Origin of the sequence: Candidatus Mycosynbacter amalyticus (assembly GCF_025273655.1) — a bacterium.
Lineage (GTDB): Bacteria > Patescibacteriota > Saccharimonadia > Saccharimonadales > Saccharimonadaceae > Mycosynbacter > Mycosynbacter amalyticus.
In genome coordinates, this window is the sequence record NZ_CP045921.1 from 993,047 (window position 1) to 1,014,744 (window position 21,698).

At 49.8% G+C, this 21,698-nt stretch carries 20 protein-coding genes; 3 read left to right on the plus strand and 17 right to left on the minus strand.

The genetic code is table 11. The features are described from left to right. Nucleotides 1–27: 27 nt before the first annotated feature. From pamB to pamT, 6 genes are all read right to left on the minus strand, one after another. Nucleotides 28–1,194: a Pam pilus system major subunit PamB gene (pamB, locus tag GII36_RS05490; RefSeq protein ID WP_260763280.1), complete on the minus strand. Its 1,167-nt coding sequence runs from the start codon at nt 1,192–1,194 to the stop codon at nt 28–30. A gap of 121 nt (nt 1,195–1,315) precedes the next feature. Further along, a complete protein-coding gene (gene pamR, locus GII36_RS05495; protein WP_260763282.1) occupies nt 1,316–2,251 on the minus strand; it encodes a Pam pilus system protein PamR in 936 nt (311 codons plus the stop codon). 52 nt (nt 2,252–2,303) lie between these two features. Beyond that, the gene (gene pamD, locus GII36_RS05500) at nt 2,304–3,347 is read right to left on the minus strand and encodes a Pam pilus system chaperone PamD (protein WP_260763284.1); all 1,044 of its coding nucleotides are present in this window, start codon (nt 3,345–3,347) and stop codon (nt 2,304–2,306) included. Between the two features lie 76 nt (nt 3,348–3,423). Beyond that, nucleotides 3,424–4,494: a Pam pilus system subunit PamE gene (gene pamE, locus GII36_RS05505; RefSeq protein WP_260763285.1), complete on the minus strand. Its 1,071-nt coding sequence runs from the start codon at nt 4,492–4,494 to the stop codon at nt 3,424–3,426. Nucleotides 4,495–4,612: 118 nt separating this feature from the next. Beyond that, a complete protein-coding gene (pamA, locus tag GII36_RS05510; protein ID WP_260763287.1) occupies nt 4,613–6,214 on the minus strand; it encodes a Pam pilus system major subunit PamA in 1,602 nt (533 codons plus the stop codon). Between the two features lie 155 nt (nt 6,215–6,369). Continuing rightward, complete coding sequence (gene pamT, locus GII36_RS05515; RefSeq protein WP_260763289.1) at nt 6,370–7,110, minus strand: Pam pilus system protein PamT; 741 nt, start codon at nt 7,108–7,110, stop codon at nt 6,370–6,372. A 102-nt stretch (nt 7,111–7,212) separates the two neighbouring features. On the opposite strand from pamT, the gene GII36_RS05520 reads away from it, so the two are divergent. Then, on the plus strand, nt 7,213–8,244 hold the full coding sequence (locus GII36_RS05520) for a hypothetical protein (protein ID WP_260763291.1): 1,032 nt from the start codon (nt 7,213–7,215) through the stop codon (nt 8,242–8,244). Nucleotides 8,245–8,253: 9 nt separating this feature from the next. Here the strand turns inward: GII36_RS05520 and GII36_RS05525 are convergent, their stop codons facing one another. Genes GII36_RS05525 through GII36_RS05555 form a run of 7 tightly spaced genes read right to left on the minus strand, consistent with a single transcriptional unit; the run spans nt 8,254 to nt 14,643 of the window. Then, nucleotides 8,254–8,565 carry a F0F1 ATP synthase subunit epsilon gene (locus GII36_RS05525; RefSeq protein WP_260763293.1) on the minus strand — a complete coding sequence of 104 codons (312 nt, stop codon included), beginning with the start codon at nt 8,563–8,565 and terminating at the stop codon, nt 8,254–8,256. Next, nucleotides 8,565–10,016, minus strand: a complete 1,452-nt coding sequence (locus tag GII36_RS05530) for an ATP synthase beta subunit C-terminal domain-containing protein (RefSeq protein ID WP_260763295.1) — start codon at nt 10,014–10,016, stop codon at nt 8,565–8,567. Before GII36_RS05530 ends, GII36_RS05525 begins: the two co-directional genes overlap by 1 nt. Continuing rightward, nucleotides 10,013–10,882, minus strand: a complete 870-nt coding sequence (locus GII36_RS05535) for a F0F1 ATP synthase subunit gamma (protein WP_260763297.1) — start codon at nt 10,880–10,882, stop codon at nt 10,013–10,015. Before GII36_RS05535 ends, GII36_RS05530 begins: the two co-directional genes overlap by 4 nt. Beyond that, nucleotides 10,879–12,444 carry a sodium-transporting two-sector ATPase gene (locus tag GII36_RS05540; protein ID WP_260763299.1) on the minus strand — a complete coding sequence of 522 codons (1,566 nt, stop codon included), beginning with the start codon at nt 12,442–12,444 and terminating at the stop codon, nt 10,879–10,881. The genes GII36_RS05535 and GII36_RS05540 overlap by 4 nt, the downstream gene beginning before the upstream one ends. Beyond that, nucleotides 12,431–12,952: a F0F1 ATP synthase subunit delta gene (locus GII36_RS05545; RefSeq protein WP_260763303.1), complete on the minus strand. Its 522-nt coding sequence runs from the start codon at nt 12,950–12,952 to the stop codon at nt 12,431–12,433. Before GII36_RS05545 ends, GII36_RS05540 begins: the two co-directional genes overlap by 14 nt. Then, the gene (locus GII36_RS05550) at nt 12,949–13,761 is read right to left on the minus strand and encodes a coiled-coil domain-containing protein (protein WP_260763304.1); all 813 of its coding nucleotides are present in this window, start codon (nt 13,759–13,761) and stop codon (nt 12,949–12,951) included. The genes GII36_RS05545 and GII36_RS05550 overlap by 4 nt, the downstream gene beginning before the upstream one ends. Before the next feature lie 30 nt (nt 13,762–13,791). Next, entirely contained in the window at nt 13,792–14,643 is an 852-nt protein-coding gene (locus tag GII36_RS05555; protein WP_260763306.1) for a hypothetical protein, read from the minus strand. A 247-nt stretch (nt 14,644–14,890) separates the two neighbouring features. On the opposite strand from GII36_RS05555, the gene GII36_RS05560 reads away from it, so the two are divergent. Both GII36_RS05560 and GII36_RS05565 read left to right on the plus strand, forming a co-directional pair. Next, nucleotides 14,891–17,065, plus strand: a complete 2,175-nt coding sequence (locus GII36_RS05560; RefSeq protein WP_260763307.1) for a DUF8740 domain-containing protein — start codon at nt 14,891–14,893, stop codon at nt 17,063–17,065. A 114-nt stretch (nt 17,066–17,179) separates the two neighbouring features. After that, the gene (locus GII36_RS05565; protein WP_260763309.1) at nt 17,180–17,848 is read left to right on the plus strand and encodes a hypothetical protein; all 669 of its coding nucleotides are present in this window, start codon (nt 17,180–17,182) and stop codon (nt 17,846–17,848) included. A gap of 44 nt (nt 17,849–17,892) precedes the next feature. Here the strand turns inward: GII36_RS05565 and GII36_RS05570 are convergent, their stop codons facing one another. The 4 genes from GII36_RS05570 to GII36_RS05585 form a co-directional block, all read right to left on the minus strand. Beyond that, the gene (locus GII36_RS05570; RefSeq protein WP_260763311.1) at nt 17,893–18,495 is read right to left on the minus strand and encodes a hypothetical protein; all 603 of its coding nucleotides are present in this window, start codon (nt 18,493–18,495) and stop codon (nt 17,893–17,895) included. Nucleotides 18,496–18,834: 339 nt separating this feature from the next. Then, nucleotides 18,835–19,260 (minus strand): Hsp20/alpha crystallin family protein, encoded by a 426-nt coding sequence (locus GII36_RS05575; RefSeq protein ID WP_260763313.1) that lies wholly within the window; start codon nt 19,258–19,260, stop codon nt 18,835–18,837. Nucleotides 19,261–19,363: 103 nt separating this feature from the next. Continuing rightward, nucleotides 19,364–20,704 carry a hypothetical protein gene (locus GII36_RS05580; RefSeq protein ID WP_260763315.1) on the minus strand — a complete coding sequence of 447 codons (1,341 nt, stop codon included), beginning with the start codon at nt 20,702–20,704 and terminating at the stop codon, nt 19,364–19,366. A 126-nt stretch (nt 20,705–20,830) separates the two neighbouring features. Next, nucleotides 20,831–21,697 carry a hypothetical protein gene (locus GII36_RS05585; protein ID WP_260763318.1) on the minus strand — a complete coding sequence of 289 codons (867 nt, stop codon included), beginning with the start codon at nt 21,695–21,697 and terminating at the stop codon, nt 20,831–20,833. Between the last annotated feature and the right edge of the window lies 1 nt (nt 21,698).

A 21,698-nucleotide genomic window follows, 5' to 3' on the forward strand; every position in this document is an offset into this window, starting at 1 on the left:
GGGTGTTATATCGAGACTTATCGTAGACTAGAACTTACCAGTTGCAATGAGGCTTAGGGCGGCCGAGTAGCTACCAGCCGGAGTGTTGTTGGCTGCTTTCGCGCCGAATGTCAGCTCCATGTTCTTGTTGAGGGCTGGTGCGCCAGCAGTGTTCAGGAAGTCATCGCCATACACGCTTGTTACGCCAGTAGCGTTCCCGCTCAGATAATTCATGCGGTAGTTACTTGTATTGTAGTTGGCGTTTGCCGCTGCATAGGCACCATCGGAAACCGTACCATTGGTTGCCGTTGCAAGCTTAACGCCAAACTTGGCACCCGCATCCGCATCTAGCACATCACTCAGGAGTGCAGGAGCGATGCCACAACCTGTCGTATTATCCGTAGCACCGGCACGAACAAGGCCACCACAGTCTGTCGCGCTACTCTTAAGTCGCACGACTGCACCGCTTGCCGCGTTGGTAGTGATTTGAGTATGCACACTACCGGTACTTACCTCATCTGACTGCAAGGCGACCACGCCATTGCCAAGATCTTTGCCAAGTTTCAATGTTGGTGCAGTAAGGGCTGGTGCACTAGGACCACCACCTACACACCCATCATCAATTGCTTCACCAGAGATGCAGAAGGTCAGACTTTCAAGCACATCACCCGATACTGCGATGCCATCAGTGATAGCAAGTGCCACAGAGCCTGTATCGCGAGGAGAGCCAATAGTGTCACCGTCAGTATAAGCTGTATCACCAGTACCATATGTCAAGATACGAGCATACAATGCATCTTCAGATGTAGATGGGTTTGTGATACCTGTAATTGTAAAGTTCAATGTTTGACCAGCAGTAGATGCCACGGTCTTCGTCACCACCACTTTACTTGCTGTAGCGCTACCGAGTGAGTAGCCTGATGTCGAGACGCCTGCACCACTAGCGCTAAAACCGGTTGGGGCATCACACGTCTGACCAATCAATGGGCTATTTTTACAAAAATCGAGCACAATTGTCTCCGCACCTGCGGTTGGAGCTGTAAACTCAACGCCATAAGAGACACTTGTAGCGCTCTTTGTCGAGCTACTCAACTGAATCGAGCGATCCTCTAGCTGCGCAGCATTAGCCATAACTGGCACGAAGACCGAAAAAGCCACCAGCAGCGCTGCCACGACGTATCGTGATTTATCACTAATAATTCTCAAGGTATTCATACCCACTCTTCCTCATTCCCCTCATTTTTAAGTTATTTGTTTTGTTTAGGAACGTCCTCATTGTAACATGCTTATACTTATATCTGTCAACATGTTTTTTACGAACTAGATTTTCCGCAAATTATTTCTTCGGCTTCACATCGTCGCGCTCACGCATCATCTTGTGGCGGATAGAAACCATCTGGCTGCGGCGCCCAAGCCAATACGATGGGATGAGCAGTGCAATGCCGATGGCCGTAGGCACCCACATGATCGTCGGCTTCTCCACTACCTGTGTCTTCACCTCTTCTTTTGGCTGCTCCTGCGTGCCGTCTACCTGCCCGCTCGCTACCGCGACCAGCTGGAGAAACGCCGAGACACCGTTGACATCTGTGACGGTGATATTGACGGTATAAATACCTGCTTTCTTGTACGTATGTGAAATATTCACGACACCTGCAAGCGCTTGACTCTTGAGCTCTGGTTTACCGCCATCGCCCCAGTCGATACTAAACGCGTACGGACCGGTACCACCCGTGAGCTGAAGTGGCCAAGTGAGCACATCGCCAGCAGCTGCCGAGCGCCGACCATACGAACTTGTGAGAGTAATGAGAGTGCCAAACGCGGTGAAATTGGTGGCGTTATACGTAATCGTGACGATGTTTGACACTGGACCCGCCTGCCCTAGATCGTCGTAAACGATAGCACTCAGCTCGTTGGTGCCAGAAAAGAGGCTCACTTGCAAACTAAAGCTCCCGCCGGCACACATCACTGCGCCCACCATGACACCGTTGTTGTATACCTGCACCAGCAGACCCGTGGGGCAAATACCACTCACTGTCACCGGAGAGGTGGAGGTAGCGCCCCCGCCAGGTGTCGTAATCGTGGCGCCCTGTGTAGGTGGCGCCTGCGTCTTGGTGGCTTGCAGGCCATATGAGCCCGGCTTAGGATTCGGCGTCGGAAGCGGATTGAGAGCGCTCACCTGCCCCCCGTACACAAACACATTCAGCGCCAGCAGACACACGCCGACTAGAATCGACCGTGCCCACTGGTTGCTGAGTGTGAAGTACCGTATCATGTTTGTGCTTATATCTTAGCGTGTTGATGCGCTAGTGTTCAAACGTTTTCTGTTATTTTTTGCGACTAGATTTCTTGCCGACTTTGCCGCGAACTGAGCTGTAGGCGCGATAGCCGAAGTAGGCGATCACAAGTAGCGCGAGGATGAAAACGATAATTGACCAGATAGGTGCATAGATGAACCAGCTACTTCCCAACAGATCTTGCGTACGGTTACCGTTTTGACCGTAGTACATGTCAAGGCTAAGGCGATAAAAGCCAGGCCAAAGACCAGAATTTGTACATTCCGTTGACTCTGCACTGCCACCCTCAAACTGTCTTTGATCATATTTGAGCGCCACACATGTAGTGTAGGTGCGCGTTTGACCTATGAGAGCAAGTGACTTATTGGGGTTAATTTCTGTAATTGTCTTGTCGTTGCCAAATAATGGCTTCACGGTGATACTTCCCGCTGGTGCCTCGGTTACGTTGCCGTTATTTTTGAGCGTATAGGCAATATTCCTTGGATCGTTCGTCGTAAAAGATGTGTAATTGGCAGAATTATTTTTGCCTGGAACATACGCACCAAATTTCTCTAGTGTCAGATTTTCCTTTACTTCACCTGGTATATTAACAAAGGCAAGCGTCACGCCAGAAGCATTAAGGCCCACATTGCCGCCATCTGGAGCGGCACCAGAAGAATATACAATCGCACTATAGTAGCTACCTGCACCATGTTTGGCTGGTACTGCGATGCCCATATCTATAGTTTTGGAGCCTTTTGCAGGCACCGTCACGGTTTTTGGTACTGTCAGAAATGGCTTTGCAGACCAGGTTGTTTGCGGTGCATCCTCGGCAAGCATTAGCTTTGGCGTACCACCCTCATCAGTATACGTAAAGTCAACCACTCGGAGTGTTAAGTCAAGTTCTCGCTCTTGATCTAGGTTGCGGATAATCAGCGTATCCTTAGCAGACTTACCGGGCTCAATTGTGTAATTTTTCTTCGGCGTAATACTCAGCGCAGCAGAAGACACGGCAGCTGCCTGGTGATATGGCACAAGTGTCGCGCCCAATATTACGGCACATGCTGTCAACACTATGCTCTTCAAGCGTTTCATGTTTCTTTTGTTTCCCTCACATTTAACTTTTTAAATATAAGCGTATTGTACCATTTTGCCTCACTAAGGGCAATCTTTAAAACCGTCCGCTAGCAATATAATTGACGGAAGTAGCATATGCTCCCGGCCGTAATGTCGGGCTAGAGTTGAGAATGTAGCTCACCGTGAATTTCTTCATTAGGCTGACATTTGGTGAGTATGCAATTATATCGCCGGACACAAACTTGTACTTATCTGGTTGAGAGTAGTCGCTGCTGGCTATAGCGTTTGCCCATTCACCCTCTGGGTTCTTGCCGATCTTTGGCTGAGTGTTCTCCACTAGATTGATACCAAATTGATTTATTCCCACCTGGCTCGCCGTCGGCTGCTCCAAGCCCCGTATCACGCTTGATCCAGCTGCCGGGGCCGAACCGTTGGCCGTAATCGCAAACCCGCCCGAGGCATTGGTGCCCACCGCCATCTGCGACTGTGCAAGCAATGTTGACTGCGAACTTAGATCCCCCATGTCAGTAAAGTAATTATCATTGGTGCCTGCACAGTTGTCATTCACTTCCTCTGCCATACAAAAGATAAGCATTGGCGGCACCTGTGTCTCCAGCTCAACACCATGCTGTATCTGACTGCGGATACTACCGAAATCTATTTGTGAGCCACTAGCGTCCGTACTCGCATGGCTTCGCAGTCGTATCGAGAGTGCAGTATCTGTCTGAGTCGGATTGTGTATGTTGCTGAATGTATACGAAGACATGCCGTCGGTGATCGGTGCCGCGAGGCGCGAGAGCACTATATGATTCGCCGACTTCTGAGTGATATTAAAGCCTGTTTCACCAGTCTGATTGGTAAGTAGCGCTTGTGACGCGTCGATACCAGCTGGCGGATCACACGGGTGGTATGGAATCGGATCGTTACATATCAGCATGTCTACCGACCCCACCGCCTGTGGGCTCATGAAACGAAACGACACAGTATAATCTGTAGTAGCCCCCGGCTCGTTGTCGCGGATATACAAACTGCGATCTTGAAAGCGCATATCGGCAGATGCCGGCATGACAAATACAAAAAGTGCGAGTAGGAGTGCAACTCCCTCCATCCAGTGATGCATCCACGGATACACATGCACATGAAACCTAAACAACTTATGCTGCATGCATCTCATTGTACTAGATAGCAACATGAAAGCGTAGCACGACAGAAACAACCGACCCCTTTTGAGGCCGGTTGTTGTCTCGTACACTATTTTCTTGAGTGCTGGAGTACTGCTTTCTCTAGTACTGTGGAGCTGCCAAGTAATTGATCTTGGTAGTGTAGACACCGGCTGGGGTATCCGCACCAATGTTACCTACGTAGCGCATCTTTGCAGTTGCACATGAGATAACTCGTTCATTTTCTTGAGCAATTGGCTCTGGGACTGTGATGCTAGTAGGGAGGAACTTGAATTGTGCTGTTCCTGCACCACCGCTACCGTTGTCTAGTGTACCGCGTGCATCTGCATAGTCTGCGCTAACTGGCTGAGCAGCTAGTGTATCAAATGGTGCTGAGCTCGTTTGTCCAGTTAGTGTAATAAATGGATAGCTAGTTGGGCTCTTGTAGCGTGTTGGTTCATTTGTCATCGCGTCAGCATAGCTACTAGAGAGTGTGTCACCACTATCTGCTCCAGCATTTGTCGTGACGGCTGGTACAAATCCAAGTCCAAACTGTTCAGTACCTGGTTTGCTCGTACCCTTAGTCGTCATAGGCGCAATTTTGTCACCGACGGTGTTGGCAAGCGTGTTACCTGAGTAGTAGACTGTTGCGCCACCAGATGAGTTGGAGCTGAGGCGCCAGTATGAGCTAACATCCCAACCTCTACCTGTCTCAAGTGAGTTCTCTGCCGCCGGATTACCGAGGTTGAGGCGGTTGTTGTTGAGCTGAGTGATCGAATCACAGGTACCGTGGTCGTTCCATTGTGCCTTCACTACGGTGTCAGGATTCTGCGTACCTACTGAGAAAGCCATGGTTTCCAGGACCTTGGTAGTGATGTGGATCGAGTCAGTCATCACGTTCGCCACAGTCACACCACCATCGACAAGCGTGGAGTCGTCTTGAGTAGTATCGTCGTTATACGTGTTGATCTTGACGAAGAATGATCCGGCACCAGGGTTGGTGATGTAGTGACTCTCCGAAGCAGTAAACTGAATTTTCACACTAGCGTTTTGCGCAATCGACTGTCCAGTGGCGCTCGTAAGTGTAATAAAGTTGCTTTTGCCAGAGAGTCGTGAAGTCGCAGAGTTACCGTTGTTAAATGCAGTATCTTCCTTGTTTACAGCTGTCATGGTCCAGTCAGCTGCAGTAGTCTTCACACCGTTGATGCTGACCTGGAACTCACCTGCTCCCGGTGGCAGTCCTGTCGATTGAGTGAAGACATTTGCACCGTTCGTGATATCGAGGTCGCTTCGGTTATTTGGTTTTGCAGCTGCATTGGTTTCGCGATCAGTCGTCCGCTGATCACCAGTGTTGTTACCTGGTGACTGGCAATAGCCTGCCGCCGTGGTGCAGTACTGGAATGTGAAGCCCTTGATAGTGGCCGTCGAGCTAGTTTTGAACGTAAATGTCTCGCCAGTCTTCATACCATTTGGACCTGAACCAGCTGGTGCATATGTAGCTGGCACATTGCCGCCGGCTGCAGGGTTAGGCGCTGCTGTCGAATAGCCTGAGCCGTCAGTATCTACGAAACCAGGGGCCGAGCTACTGAGCAACAGCGACCTGTCCGTCAGCGGGTTCAATGCGTCCGCGAAGGCAGGTACTGCCGGTACCAGCGCTGCCGCAAAAACGGCCGTAGCTGCACCAAGCATCGTCCCACGTCGAACGATCGACTTGAGTGTATACATGTGTATATCTCCTTGTGTTTGTTTTATATTGTGGTGGTCCCTTTTAAGGGGGTACACGCGCATTTTACCATTAGCGTAAAGGTTTGCGCAAGTAGTTTTGTACAACATTTTTGCGGATTGCTATCTCTGAATGTGCACAACCTGTGCATAAGTGACTAGAATACCGGTATGACGACGGCCGAGAAATCGCTAGTGTAGTGGCCCGCCGGAGTACTATTGGAGACATTGATGATCATACTGATGGTGTAGTCGGTCTGGCCTGACTCTTTGTCGCTGCGCGCCACTACGTCACCACTGTTGAACTTGAATAGGTTTGGCGTCCGGTAGGCTGGCTCTACTGTACCGAAGCTAGTCTGGTCTGACGGCACTTGTACAGGACTAGCGCCGATGTTGGGCGTGGTATTGGCGGCGAGATTGATACCGAACTGCTCTTTACCCGGCGTAGATGCGGTAGGTACTGCAGGAGATTTCATAGTGTAGTTACCAATCTTGGGCGGTGAACCAATGATCTGCAGCATGTAGCCGTTGCTGAGGTAGCTACGAACTTTGACGGTACTGGTAGTGGTAGCCGTCTGATTGGTCTCTAGATACCCCAAGTGCGATTCGCCCGCTGCGACGATCACCTGGAGTGTAGGTTCGTCTGGTGTGACAGTACCAAAACTGGCGGTACTGGTCGGAGCCTTACTAACACCTGCTGCGGGATCACCTATAGTCGCACGGGCACAAATGTCGCCTGCACAGCTTTCTTCGGCCGTACTACTACCGAACTGGCTCTCTGTCATCTGGTAATTTGGTGAGGTGGATGTGACGGCCTGCACTGCCGGGGCGCCACCAACGGCAACTACTCCTACGAGCAGCACAAGCAGTACACGATCCCAAAGTGTCTGTCTTTGCATAAGCGTTACAGTAGCCATTATCCCCCACATACGCCGAAAACTCAACTGGCGCGACTAGGGTAAGTATGGTAGGCTAGACATAAGCAATTAACACCATACGCGATGGAACCAGACAAAAACACCACTCCAGATACCGAGGGCAACAAACCCAACAGCGACCAGCAGGCGCCAGCCGATGCATTGAGCCGCACACCCGAAGACCTAGAGCAAGAGGCGGCCACACAGAAGGCTGCCAGCGGCGTAGCAGACGAGCCAGCCGAGAAACCAGTCTCACCGCTCAAGCGGTTTATGCGACGTGTGAACGTCTATCTGCTGCTTTTCCTGCTGCTTGTAGTGGTGAGTGGTGTCGTGATCGCAGTGAATTACCTGAACAGCCAGAAGACATCGAATGTGACACCGGCCAGCACAGAACCAAACATCGCTAGCCAGAAGCTAACAGAAGACGCGCTGAAGCAACTAGCCAATACTGACACCTCGGTAGGTAGCGCTTCGCAGACGCTTACGATTCAGGGCAATGCCATCATCGAGGGTCAGACGCTGATGCGCGGCAATCTGAATGTGGCGGGTAACTTCCAGAGCGGGGGACGTATCCAAGGTCCTAGCTTGACTATCTCCGGTGAGTCAAATCTGGGTACTGCGCAGATCAATAGCTTGCAAGTAGCACAAAACGTCGCCATCCAGGGAGCCACGACCGTGCGTGACTTGAGTGTAGCGGGCGGCGCCACCTTCGCTGGAGCGGTGACGGCGTCACAAATTACTGTATCCAAACTAGTACTTAGTGGTAATTCATCGATCGAAATCCCTAATCACCTGGCTTTTACCGGACCAAATCCTGGCCGCGCACCAAATGCTGGCGTACTCGGTGCAGGCGGCTCTGCTTCTGTCAGCGGTTCTGACTCGGCGGGTACAGTGAATATCAATACTGGTAACGGCCCAAGTGTGGGTTGCTTCGTGCGGGTTAATTTCAATCAGGCGTATGCTACATCGCCGCGCGTCATCATTAGCCCTATCGGCGCCGGGGCGGGCCTGAGCACCTACTACGTCGACCGAAACAATAGCGGCTTCAGTATCTGCGCAGCGAGCACACCACCGGCAAATTCGGCATTTGCATTTGACTACTTCGTGACAGGATAGGTAGCTTAGCTACACATCCATAAACACGACGATACGATTTGCCTTCACGTGCATGAGGGCGCGGTGGATTTTGATAATCTTTTCGCCGTCGGGCGACTCAATTTTGAGATTGCAAGGGACAAGCATACAGAGAAAGTTATGATGCTTGGGCAAGATATCGAACGGGCCGGTCGCATTGACGGCGCTGACACTATACGCCTCTCCCTCGAAATAGACTTTGAACGGTGCGTAAACTTTGCAGGCAACAGTAGGCTTACCACCATGAGTCTGCGCCTGCTCTGCCGGTGCTTCTGTCTCCGGAGGAGCGACATCTTCGGCCACTATTTACCCTCTTCCGCAGGCTCGGTGGTAGATGGCACGGTGGCTTCTGCTGGAGCAGGTGTTTCAGACGCGGCAGCTTCCTCTGACTCAGTAGCTTTGTCGGGAGTTTTACCGATAATCGCTTCGACACCATCGAGCGTCTGCTCACGCGTCATGTGTTCGCCAGGTACACCAGTTACCTTCTCCATCACGTTGAAACGCTGTTTGAAAAACTCGATTAGTGCTTTGGCATTATTGTAATCTTCGCGGTCTTCGGCCGAGAGCTCGGACTCACCGATAATGGCGATGATGCCTTTGAGTGACTCGTACTTCTGCAAGATTGCCGTAGCACGGGTGGCGAGGTCGTAGTGGCGCTCGCCCACAATCTCTGGCGTGAGCAGGCTGGATTTGGACGCCAAGATATCGACGGCTGGACGAATACCCTGCGCCGCTACCGCACGACTCAGCACGATGGTACTGTCGAGCTCGTGCTGGATCATCTGCACCGCCGGATCGGACAGGTCGTCGGCCGGTACATAGATGGTCTGCAGAGCGGTAATCGAGCCGTTGGCATTGGTCGCTAGGCGATCCTGAAATGTCTTGACGTCACTAAACACGGTTGGTTGGTAGCCACCCTCGGCCGGCGTCTGGTCGATGATGGTACTCACCTCGTTCTTTGCTTGGATGTAACGGTACATATTGTCGGCGAACAGCAGTACATCCTTCTTCATGTCGTCGCGAAAGTATTCGGCAAGTGTGATAGCGCTGAGTCCAATGAGCGAACGTTGTACCGGATTTTCGTTCATCTGACCGAAGAACATGGCCGTAGTCTTGAGCAGGTCGTTGTCGCCAAGCGTCTTGTAGAGTTCGTGTCCTTCGCGAATACGCTCACCAATACCGGCGAACATAGAGATGGCACCGGAGCCTTCGGCGACGTTGTTGATAATCTCCATCGTAAGCACTGTCTTGCCCACGCCAGCACCACCGACGATACCAATCTTGCGGCCTTTGACAAATGGCGTGAAGAAATCGAGCACTTTCATACCAGTGTCGAGCACTTCGTCTGGACGCCCCTCTAGGCTTGTCTCCTGAAACGCTGGGGCGAAGATAGGGCGCTTGGGCATAGTGGCGAGCGTGGCATCGTCGAGCTGCGGCTTACCATCGATAGGACGCCCCATAGCATCCCAGACGCGGCCGATCATCTGCTCACCCACGGGAATCTCGAGGCTATGGCCGCTGCGGGTTACGGTGTCGCCTTTTTGGATACTGTAGTCACCGCCAATATTGAGACAGAGCGCCGTATCGCCATTTGCTAGGCTGTTGACGAGCAGTGGCGACTTGAGCTCGTTGTCAACGTAGAGCATTTCGTTGATATCGGGCATATCCTCTGTGAATTGGATCTTGATCACGAGACCTTTGAGGCTACGGACAACGCCTTTTTTGTAGACAGTAGTGTTGGTTTGTTCGTTCATGCTTCTGCTCCTCCGGCGCGTATCTTCTTCAGTCCGGCCAGCGACTCTTTGAGGCGAGTATCGACTTGGTTGCGCTTGGACCTGTTGTATTCGGTATGAAGTTCGTTTGCGTTATCGATCGAACGCTCTTTGGCGGCGGACATGGCTTTGAAACGACTCGCTACCTGCGCCAGGCGACTGTCGTAGATAAACTGCGAGATCGTGAGGCGCAAGATCGACTGCTCTAGGTACGCTGCAACTGCGTAGGAGCTCGGTTCAAAGATGTGCGTCTTCTCGCTGACATGCTCATCTGTAAGCGTATCGAGATCGGCGACGCGACCTTTGCTAGAGACGACCTCGCTTAGATCCACATCCTTGATCTCCTGCTGACTCAGTGAGATATAGTTTTGGTAAAAGATGCGACTACGGGCGTACTTTTTGATGATATCCATGAGCGGATCGACATTGATATAGTCTTTCTCTGGCAATTCAAAATAGTAGGTAGCATCGATGTGTGACTGTTTGAGCTTGAGTGCACCATGGTGGCCAATCACTAGCACATCGTTGAGATGTTCGTCGTAGTGTGCCAGCACTTTGCGGATGAGTTTCTGGTCGATATCACCGCTCAGGCCACCTTTTGCGGTGATGAGGATGAGCAGTTCTTTGTCAATCGGCACTTCTTCTGGTGCGCGCCCGAAGTTGAACAGCACATCGACACGAATTTGTTTGTAAATATTCCAGACTTCATCAAAAAACTGATTGCTAATCAGCACCTTGTTTTTGGTCTTGGCAATCTGCATACTACTCAATGTCTCAAGCGCAGAAGTAAGACTGACGACGGAGCGTACGGAGGCTTCTTCAGCTTTGATTTCGAGAGGGCGCCTCACGACTTCTTCTCCTCGGCTGACTTCTGCTCTGCAGCTTTTTCTGCCTTGTCGGCGGCTTCGGCCTCTTCGGTCTGACGTTGTTTCTCTGCCTCGGCTTTGGCGGCTTTCTCGATTGCCGCTTTCTTCGCTTCGTCGATCGTCATCACTTCGGCCTTGAGCTGTGCGGCCAGCTCGTCAAAATTACCATTCATGTCCTTGTCTTCGGAGAACTTGGCTGCATACTCATGGACACGCTCTTTGAGTTTGTCGACGTTGATAATCTCCTCTGGTGCGCTCTCGAGCACAATACTCATGATGAACTGCTGCTCAGCAAAACTATACGTCTCACCAATTGCTTGGTTCATAAGTTTGAATAGCACCTTACCTTTGTCGTAATCGGCCTGCGCCTGCGGGCTCAGCTCGGTACCAAAGTGGGCGTATTCTTCGGCAGTACGATAGCCAGCGAGCGTGAGATTGAGCTTGTCGGCTAGGCCTTTTTGGCGCTTGTTTTGGCCAACGCCACCCACACGCGTCACCGATAGTGCAGTCGACACAGCTGGTCGCATAGTATCTTTGAATATCTTGCCATCCAAAATCCATTGACCGTCCGTGATAGACATGATGTTGGTCGGCAAATACGCCGTGATATCACCGCCCGGCGCGTACACGATCGGGATGAGTGTTTGTGAGGCGTGATTTGATTCCGTCTTGCCGCCGCGTTCCAGCAAACTCGAGTGCGTGTAGAACATATCGCCCGGATACGAGTCGCGCCCTGGGCTCACGCCGGCGATCAGCGAGATTTCACGGTAGGCCTGCGCGTGAGCTGTAAGATCGTCGTAAATCATGAGAGTATCCATATTGCACTGATGCCAGAAATACTCACCATGTGCTGCACCAACATACGGCACTAGGTAGGTAAGGATAAGTGATTCAAAGGAGTTGGTGACGATCACAATCGCCTTTTTGAGGGCGTCGTTTTTTTCGAGATTATTCACGAGTTCAGCCACGTCGCGCTGACGTTTGGCGATAAGCACATAGACGACAGTGATGTCAGTGTTTTTCTGGTTGATCGCCACCGACGCCGCCAGAGCAGTCTTGCCCACTTTGCTGTCGCCGAGCATAGCCATACGCTGACCACGCGCCAACGAGTATTCTAAGTCGAGAATAGTGATGCCCGTTTCTACCGGAGTATCGAGTAGCTCTCGCTCGTAGAGCGCTGGCGCTTTATGAAACACATCCCATTCCTGGTCGGCCTCGATCGGACCCTTGCCGTCGATCGGCTCACCAAACACATTGATGACACGACCGATGAAGTTTTTGCCCACTGGTGTCATGATATCGCGCTTTTCGATGACACAGACATTGCCGACATGCAGCGGCGATGGATCGAGCTTCATAACCATGACATGGTCTTCGAATACCTGGTGCACATAACCGCGCGTGTCGTCTTCAAAGCGTACAGTAGCATGCACGTTGGTCGGCTGCAGGCCGCGCACACTCACCATGAACGAATCGATACCGATAATTTCACCGACAGGATTGCCAGATGCCACCAGTTTTTCGAAAAACTTAGCGCCCTGCACGGTACGTCTCCAGCTCCTTTACAAGTACATCATGGCTGCCCGCCAGCGCTCCACGCAGACTCATGTCGAGCACTTTGTTTGGTGTACGCAAATACACACCCGCGACGAGTGCTGGCTGCAGTCCAGCAGAAATAACTGCCTGCGGATGAACCGAGGTGCGTAACCACGCAGCCAACTGACTCAAGCTATCACGATCCGCTTCGACAGCGAAAGTCATATGCATCACAGGCGCCCCATCTTTGAGTAGCTGCAGCTCCTTGATCAGCGTCGCACGCTCCTGGCTGTTCTGGGTAATACTCATGCCGTTGAGTTTGAGAAAATCTGTCAATTGTTCACTTACTACGAGATCTGGTTGCGCCACGACCCCAGCTTTTGCGCGCACAGCTGTAGCCGTAAGCTCGGCATCAATCCGCTCGACTTCACTCACAAGCCGCGATACATCAAGTTTGCTCACCACACTCGGTGGCAACACAAATGTCTGGTGATTTCTCGCTACCGCTTCCGTCATAGCTTCATGTCATCCACGATTACCTGCTTGTTCGACTCCATCTGTTTGATAATCGATGGCAGCTGCGCCTTGAGATCGTACTGATCACCAAGTGCACCGAGTAGATAGTGCTCAATAATCTGCGCCATGTTATGCTCAAATCCGTCTACCAGCATGTCTTGCTGCTTGGCGACGCTCTGCTGGAACGTTGCCGCCAGTTGCGTCTGCTGTTCTTGCAACGTCGCAAGACTCTTGTTCAACCATTCAAGCGTACTGTCCTGCGACTGCTTGAGCGCCTGCATCTGTGCCTTGCTGGCCTCGAACTGCTCGGCGAGCTCGGCGTCCTGGCGCGCCACCGTCTTTTGCAGCGCATTGCCAAGGTTACGATGTTGTTCGGCCAGTTGCTCGGACGACTGGTTCATCGACTTCGTGGCTTCGGCTTGCGTTGCCTGGACAGCGTTTCGACTTTGCTCGAATTGCTCTTCGAGCGTCGCACTGAACGATTCGTGCTGTTTCTGGAGTGACTCGACACTAGCATTGATCGACTCGAGTGCCGCAGCCTGCGCCACGCGGATAGACTTGGCATTGTCGGCAATTTGCTCGTCGATGCGCTTAGTGAGATACGCCCGCAAATCCGCACTAATCTGCGACATACTCGCGTCCATGTCTTCTTGAAACTTAGCCGTCTGCTGCTGGATCAGTGCATCAAATTGGGCGCGACCTCGTTCGTTGAGCTCCTGGAAATAGCCGTCAAAATAGTGCCCGACACTTGTCGTCACTTCGTCGTCAGGGAGCTGCGAGCTCGGCTGCTTGTTCTGGAATAATCCCACGCGCGTCTAGTCCACCCTTTTTGGTTATGCTTATAGCTTCAGTAGTAAATATACCGCAAATAGCCCTACTATGACAATGAGTAAGCCGGTCAAAATCACTTCGAGCAGTGCGCGGAAGATCGACTTCTTGCTCATCGGGTTGCGTCCGATAGAGATAACACTGCTGCGCACACCGGAATATACCACGATGACCGCCACTATCAGGCTGATGATAGTGATAGCAATACTGAGATAGATACGAATAGGATTGACTTCCTTCTCAGCGATTTGCTCGCCAACGCGCTGGAGCTGCTCGGGCAGATTAGCTTTGGTGCTGATTTTTTCCTTCTCGTTCGGATTCGTCTTGATGTCCACTGTCACGGGAATCGCACCTATTTTTACAGTTTTGGCGTCTTTGCCGCTAGTATCTTTGAGCGATGTCGTACTCAGTACTACTCCTTTGCCATTGAAATCTTGTTGCGCTCGACCAAACACTGTCTTTTGTTGATCGCGTGTGCCAGCTTTCATGGCTACGCCGTCAATCGCAGAAAGCGTCACGAAATCACCTTTTTTGATTTCGCCGTTTTGAGTACTCACTAGTGTGTTATGTGCACCAGATGCTGCCACATACGTCTGATTGGCGATCGAATCGTCGCTAATCTGGATCGACACTTCGCTGCGATCCACTACCACACCGAACATATTTTCGAGCTGCGCCTGCTTGGCCACTGTCACTTGGTTGGCGTCTTTGCCCGCTAGCTGCACGATCGTGCCGGTACTCATAGAGTTATCAGCCGCGTAGCTCTGCACACCACCGGTCGAGAGGCTCCAGACAGGTGCCACTGCAGCTACAGCGGTAACTATGACCGCTACAACGCCACTGCCGATTCGTGAAATATTCATGGTGTTTGTGCTTATTTTCGTAAGTTCTGGTGGTAGTATAACACACGATTTTCGCTGGTTGTTTTGAATCCAAATCATAGCAATTATCACAACATGTAAAAATATGGCCAAAATGCACATGGTTTTAGTGTTAAAACGGTGTCGCTTATGCTACAATTACAGCAGCTTTTTGTGGCACCACACACGTATGAGCGAAAGAAACATTTTTATATCAAAAAAACAGATATAGAAAGCCAAAATCAAATAGATGTGGTGTCACCTCCCCACTGGTATTAGTCGACGTCGACTGCTGCAGTTCGTAGCAGTAGCATCGCTTGCTATAGCGTTTTTCACAACGCTAGTATTTGCGCATGCGACGCAAGCCGCCGAGGGCGTCAATCAGACTCTCAGTTTTCAGGGGCGTCTGGCACAATCTACCGGTGCACTCGTACCAGACGGCCACTACAACATTCAGTTCAAGATCTACCAGGACGGCGCGGGCACAAGCGCGGGCAATCCTGGCGGCAGCTTGAAATGGACCGAAACCTACATCAACAACAATGGCGACCAAGGTGTCGACGTCAAAAACGGCTACTTCTCTGTCACGCTCGGCTCGAAGAATCCGTTTGGCAACCAAATCGACTGGAATCAAGACACGCTCTGGCTCTCAATGAACGTCGCCGGTAAAGATAATACCTGTACAACGTTTGGTAGCGGCAGCTGTACGGCAGACGGCGAGATGCTACCCATGAAACGCATGACAGCAACACCATTCGCCATCAACTCTGCGCAGCTGGGTGGCAAAACAGCTGACAATTTCATTCAACTCGCACAAGGAGTCCAAGAAGATGCAAGCAGTAACACTCCTAGCATCGCGATCAACAAGACAGGTAGCGGTAACTTCTTGCAACTGCAAAACAACGGAGTCAACGAGCTGAGTGTCACTGGCTCTGGCAATCTCGAATTTGGTAACGCCCAGGATCACGCAATTTATGTAGGTGGTGCTGGCGAAAACACAAATGGCAAGAATCTTACTCTATTCGCAGGCTGGGGTGGATGGGGTACATCGGGCGGCAACGGAGGTACACTGTTTCTACAGGGCGGCGGTGCGGGCGGCGACGGCAACTCTAACGGAGGAGATGTTGTGATTACGGGTGGCTCCAAGACGGGCAATGGCTCGTCTGGAAGTATATTCCTCGGCGCAGATAGCACCAGCAATATCCAGGTGGGTAGTGCAAACCTCGGTAATGGCACACAGACTATCAATATCGGCAATAATTCTTCGGGTGGTACAACAAATATCACTATAGGTAGTGGCAGTGGTGCATCAGGTGGCTCGACAAAAATTCAATCAAAAGATACTGTCGCCGTATCTACCGATGGCGTAGACCGTGCAACATTCGATAGCAATGGCAATCTCTATCTAGGCAATGGAGTCAGCAGTAGCAATCCGTCCGACTTCAAGATTCAAGGTACCGACAGTACAGCCAGCGGCGTGAGTGGCGGTGACCTAACAATACAAGGTGGTGGCGCCACAACCGGCAACACAAACGGTGGTAACCTGGTTCTGAACGGTGGAAGTGCAAATGGCACTGGCACAAACGGATCTGTTTCGATTGGTACTTCAAACACGGGTGATGTCAACATTGGATCATCCTCAGGAGGCAAGGTTAATATCCAAAGTGGCACCGACGGAGTCACCGTTCAGTCCGGTGGCGTCGTAAGCGTCTCATTCAACACTGCAAACGTTCAGGTTGGCGACGGTAGTGCATCAGGAGTACCTACTGTACTCACACTAGACAAAGCGTCTGCAGCACCAAATCTTGATCCTTCGATGGTGGGCAGTATGTATTACGATACGACCCTTGGCAAGGTGCAGTGCTACGAAGCCAATGGCTGGGGTGCTTGTGGTGCCGCGCCAGACACATTCGTATCATTATCTCCAGAATATGCAGGCGCGATTGTCTCGGGTAGTGGTACGGGTACCATGTCGACAGATATCTGCTCAAACGACCTGGGCGTCAATACTTCTATCTGTAATACCCACGAGACATATAATTTCTACAAATGGACCACAACGTCCTCCACATCACAGTTCAAAGTCATCTATGCCACATATCAACTACCAACTAACTTCGATAAGTTCGTGGGCGGTTCAACTTCACTGATGGGTAAGACGGACAGCACCAACTCCCAGGTTTCTTACTACCTATACAGAGTTAAGGGTGATGGCAGTGGTACGGTTGCCTGCAACTCCACGGAATTCTTCGTATCTACTGGCGATCAGTCTACTTGGCAAAAGGGTGTTGGCACAGGCACGGCAGATCCCGCTAACTGTGGTTTTGTAGCCGGAGATCGCATCATGTTCAAGATCCCACTTGGCTCAAAGAGCAATGCAAATGCATACGCCAGCGACCTCAACTTTGCCTATAGCCTCAAGTAGGACTGGGTTCCCCGCGTATAGATGGTTATGCTACACTTTATAGAGAGAAGTTAAGACAGCACGCGCCCAGCTATAGCACGGGCGCAAGATGACCCCTCTATAGAGATATACCGCGTGGAGTTCAAACGACAAGCCAAGAAGCCGACCACAACGCCCCCTTCACCTGCGGCGCCTGTTTTGACGCAACCTCCAGCCCAGACCAAAGATACACATATTCATATTAGTATTGATCTCGGACGATTTACTAGATTTACTCGACCATCCGTGGCCGCTATACACCAACTTACGCACGATAGGCGTGCAATTATCGCCGTTACAGCTGTTATTCTTTTAGTAGCGGGGGGCGCCTCATATTACATAGTCCACAGGTCAACCGCTCAAAAAGAAAAAGAAGTACCCGCACTCAACAAGCTTGAGTACCAGACCCTGACGCCGCACGGAAAACCAACTGAACAACTTGGCGGCTGGCATCGAGTCAGTCCACCCGAGAGTACACCAGTCTATGCTTATATTGACACAATAGATGGAGTTAGCGCGACAGTGAGCCAGCAGCCACTACCAGATCAGTTTATCGAGGGTACTGATGCGCAACTTGCGGAGCTAGCAAAAAGTTTTGGCGCTACGAACGAAATCAAAGCAGACGGGATCAAGGTATATGTCGGCACATCCGCCAAGGGTCCGCAGTCAGCCATCCTTATTAAAGATGGGCTACTGATACTGATCAAATCCCAAAGCAAAGTTAGCGACGAGGCTTGGGCGCGCTACGCAGAATCACTCAAATAAAAACCCGGCATAATTACCGGGGGTTTATACTGGGGTAAAGCCTCTTATTTTGAACCTTTGTACTGATCAATCGACTGCGCGACCTTGCCATCTGGTTTGATGTTTTCGTAAAACAAGACCTGATCTTTACTGATCACCATAGCATCTTCAGGGCCGTGAATCTCGTCGCCAAGCTTGATAAGTTGCACCTTACTCTGATCTTGGTTCTGCTTGTCGGTTGTCTGTTGTGGATTACTCTGATCTTGAGTGGCTGTCTGCTGACTCTGGAGGTAATAGATATCTGTCAGTTTGAGGTATTCACCATTCAGTGTCTGGAGTTTACCAAAATACACTTGCCCATTCGTGAAGAACACCGCTTGGTACTTGTCGCTGTCGATAGCAGGTGAACCAGTACCTCCGGGCTTGAACCAGGCAAACCAGGCAGTGACCAGGAGTGCTATCACGAGTAGCACTGTGATAATTGGCCATACGATACGCATAACACCTTTTTTTGACTCTGGTGGGCGCTGGGTAGAACCGCGATATACAGATTTGGCCTCTTCTCGTACGGGTTGTGGCTCCTCCGACTGATGATGTGTTTGCGAAGATGGCGCGGCTGCAGCTCTCCGTTCTGTCGGCCGTGACCCACGAATTGGTCCCACATCCATGTGTATTTTTTCTCCCGTAAACTTATGCCTATCTATTGTTACCTATCATACCATAAGAGGCTTTGCGAGCACAATCACTGAAAGTACTACCCGTGATACAAATACGATATCCAGGGCAGTATCTGACATAGGTACACCGGTGTACCTATGAAAAAACACCCTCTAAGGGGGTGTCATTTCATGGCTCCCCATACAGGTCACGGAACTATTACAGGGGTCGGAGGATACAAAACGAGACAAATGAGACACGAAACGGCATATCTGAGCAATGTCTCATTTTATGACTTTTATTAGCAAAAGAGGCTCAAATTGAGCCTCTTTTTAGCTAACTGCCTGGACTTATTTCTTCTTCGCAGAAATAGCAATTTTCTTTGGTTCAGGAAGTGGTGTAAGCGGTACGCTAACCTTCAATACCCCATCATCGAGATGTGCTTCGATCTTCTCAGCATCTGCTCTCTTAGGAAGGGCTATACGGCGATAAAAGCTACTCGAACTCTCACGCACAACATACTGTTTGCCTTTGTCCTCTTCTTTTTCATGCCTTTCAGCACTAATGACTAAAGCGCCATTCTCAACTTCGATATTTATATCCTTTTGTTCGAAGTTTGGCAGATGTGCTTCAACAATAAGGTTATTGTCTTTTGTGAAGACATCTGTAGTAGGGATTGTCACACCCTTTAGTTGAGAAGCCCAATCATCACCAAAGAACTGCTTTTGTAGTGCAGTTAGCTCTGCAAACGGATCCCATCTTACGAGATTACTCATATAATTCTCCTTTCATCATTAGTGTTAATGGTTTCCAGAGAAGCATAAAAGCTTCTATGTTCAGTATAGAAAATTAGCACTCTCATGTCAAGAGTGCTAATTATTAAACTAGGCGTATTTTACGCTCACGGCTGTCTTTACGAACCTTTGCCATTTTCTTGTCTTCACCAAACTTGAAATCATAGTTTCGGATGAACTTTGGGACTGATTCATCGTTATCTCGCATAGGTATGAATACTCTAAGTAAGGGGTTCATTTCCCCAGACAATACCGGTATGCTTGTTGGCTTAACGATACCGCTCTTGAGTGTGATCTCAGCTGGTACACTGCCCAGCATCAACTTATCGAAATATACGAGTACTGATTCACGCATATCACGGTTATAGAACTCGTCTTTTGGCTTGGTTGTTGATACTGTTGGTTCTTTAGGCTCTGCTTTAGGAATGTAGCCGTTCTTCATACGTTGTTCGACCAGTTTTCGTATTTCTTCTTCACTTTCGTAAGCCCGCAAGCTTCCTGACAAGAATCCGAGCCTGTAACTTACACCAGCACTCATTACTCGCCAGTTAGTATCCTCCAGAGCCTTCTCTATGGCTTTATGCAGGTCTTTCTTGCTTTGGTACTCTTCACGTTCGTCTTTGGTATCAAGGCAGCTGAAATCTAGTGATACTTCACGACCAATCTGTGGATCGCCAAGCTTAAAGTCGCTATAGCCCTCTTTAGTAAAGATTGGCTCGAGTAACTCCTTGAGTTGGACTATTTTGAGCTTCTTTACCTGTTTAATACCGTCATGCACATCAACATGCTGTACTTTATCCTCGGCTGTGGCATGAAGTTTCGCCATTCTTTCAAAGTGTCTCAGCTTCTGGTCGTATTTGAAGATCATATCTTTATCGAAAACGAAGCGTTTACGGTCGAGTTCTAGGTAAGGATCAACGGGTTCGGGCTCTTTCTTATCAGAGGATAGATCAAGTGTATCTGTTTTAACGTGCTTACATTTCTCGCAGGTCTCAGTCCATGTAATAACATCGAACTCTTTGGTGGTCTTTGAGGTCGTATTACCACCGCATTTCTCACATTCATGCTTTGCACCTTCCCACTGCGTACCGTCTTCCCAAAGAGCCATACGCTTATTGCATTCTACGCATTCAAACATGATTAGGATGTCATCATCTTTGCGGCTATCACGGCGCATATAGTCTTTGCTGATAACTCGCATGTCTTTACCGCAACTACGACAGTAAGTACCGCCTGAGATATGTGCTGAGGCTAAGCGGTTGTCTTTCTTCTCATCTTCCGCCACCCATTTTGCGATAGTAGCCTCCCGATTTTCAGCTCGTTCGGCTGCTGCCGATTCAACAAACCAAAAATAGTACAGGCTATACTGCAGATACCAACCCGGCAACTTTTCAGTCAGCTCCTTTTTGGGGAGCTTCTTTTCCATGATCTTGAACGTATCATTTACGATTCGCTCACCGGAACGGCATTTGACTACGGTACCGTCATCATAACGATCTTCGTAATACTTTTTGTCTTTTAGGTTCGTATACATCTGTACTAAACTCCAACTCTAGCAAGTATTGTTAGTTCTTTGAGCAAGCTCAATTTTCTTAAAGATTAGACCATTGTGACTATTTAACCCACCACTACATTCGAGCAAATGGATCATGTCTTCCGTGTGCTTGTTAGCATTAGTAATCATATCCTCTATAGCCTCATCACCAACTTGCTCCACTCCAAGTATCCACACCGTTTCTTTCACGTAGTTCTGCGGATATATCTTCAGAACATGGTAATACTTACTAGAAACTTTTAGATACATGTGAATTACTTCTGCTAAAAGATCTAGCATTTCTTTTGCTGGTCGGAGATCATGTTTAAATTTGCGAGACAAAGTGTGCGTTACATATGTCATACCCTCCTCAGCCCTTTGACCAGTAGTAACTTTATAGTACTTACCGTCTTTTGGTTGGTGGAATGCAAAAGCCTGATACGGTTCGACACGCTTTAAATATAGGTTAGATATTTTTGATAAGTGGTCTTTGGCCAAAGGAAATAACGGCTCAATGACTTTTTTCTCATCTTCACTAACCTTGTGTTCGTACTTGTCGTAATAATACGACTCGTAGTCTTCTATGTTTAAATCTCTAACTGATTCCAAATATGCGTTTGCAAGAGCTGGCTCCTGCCTTGAAAATAGTAAACGAAGATGTAAGAACATTGAGTCAACGCAGGAAAAGTATATTTGGAAGAATACAGCACAGGTATTACAGTTCCTGCCTTTAATATGCCCATGACCAGCCTTAGAATTAGCCCATACTTCAACTAACACATTCGCTACAATCAGTTTCTCGACACACTCTCGGTATACATCTAAAAGATAGCGGTGAGTCTTTTCATCTCCGAAGAATTTTTCATTTATTTCTTCGACTTTCATG

Excerpts from the sequence above, each read along its gene's own strand:
- GII36_RS05560 (WP_260763307.1), top strand. The coding sequence starts at position 14,891 with ATGTGGTGTCACCTCCCCACTGGTATTAGTCGACGTCGACTGCTGCAG.
- GII36_RS05580 (WP_260763315.1), bottom strand. The coding sequence starts at position 20,704 with ATGGAAAAGAAGCTCCCCAAAAAGGAGCTGACTGAAAAGTTGCCGGGT.
- GII36_RS05585 (WP_260763318.1), bottom strand. The coding sequence starts at position 21,697 with ATGAAAGTCGAAGAAATAAATGAAAAATTCTTCGGAGATGAAAAGACT.
- pamD (WP_260763284.1), bottom strand. The coding sequence starts at position 3,347 with ATGAAACGCTTGAAGAGCATAGTGTTGACAGCATGTGCCGTAATATTG.
- GII36_RS05575 (WP_260763313.1), bottom strand. The coding sequence starts at position 19,260 with ATGAGTAATCTCGTAAGATGGGATCCGTTTGCAGAGCTAACTGCACTA.
- GII36_RS05530 (WP_260763295.1), bottom strand. The coding sequence starts at position 10,016 with ATGAACGAACAAACCAACACTACTGTCTACAAAAAAGGCGTTGTCCGT.
- GII36_RS05570 (WP_260763311.1), bottom strand. The coding sequence starts at position 18,495 with ATGGATGTGGGACCAATTCGTGGGTCACGGCCGACAGAACGGAGAGCT.
- GII36_RS05520 (WP_260763291.1), top strand. The coding sequence starts at position 7,213 with ATGGAACCAGACAAAAACACCACTCCAGATACCGAGGGCAACAAACCC.
- pamR (WP_260763282.1), bottom strand. The coding sequence starts at position 2,251 with ATGATACGGTACTTCACACTCAGCAACCAGTGGGCACGGTCGATTCTA.
- pamB (WP_260763280.1), bottom strand. The coding sequence starts at position 1,194 with ATGAATACCTTGAGAATTATTAGTGATAAATCACGATACGTCGTGGCA.
- pamE (WP_260763285.1), bottom strand. The coding sequence starts at position 4,494 with ATGCAGCATAAGTTGTTTAGGTTTCATGTGCATGTGTATCCGTGGATG.
- GII36_RS05555 (WP_260763306.1), bottom strand. The coding sequence starts at position 14,643 with ATGAATATTTCACGAATCGGCAGTGGCGTTGTAGCGGTCATAGTTACC.
- GII36_RS05545 (WP_260763303.1), bottom strand. The coding sequence starts at position 12,952 with ATGACGGAAGCGGTAGCGAGAAATCACCAGACATTTGTGTTGCCACCG.
- pamA (WP_260763287.1), bottom strand. The coding sequence starts at position 6,214 with ATGTATACACTCAAGTCGATCGTTCGACGTGGGACGATGCTTGGTGCA.
- pamT (WP_260763289.1), bottom strand. The coding sequence starts at position 7,110 with ATGCAAAGACAGACACTTTGGGATCGTGTACTGCTTGTGCTGCTCGTA.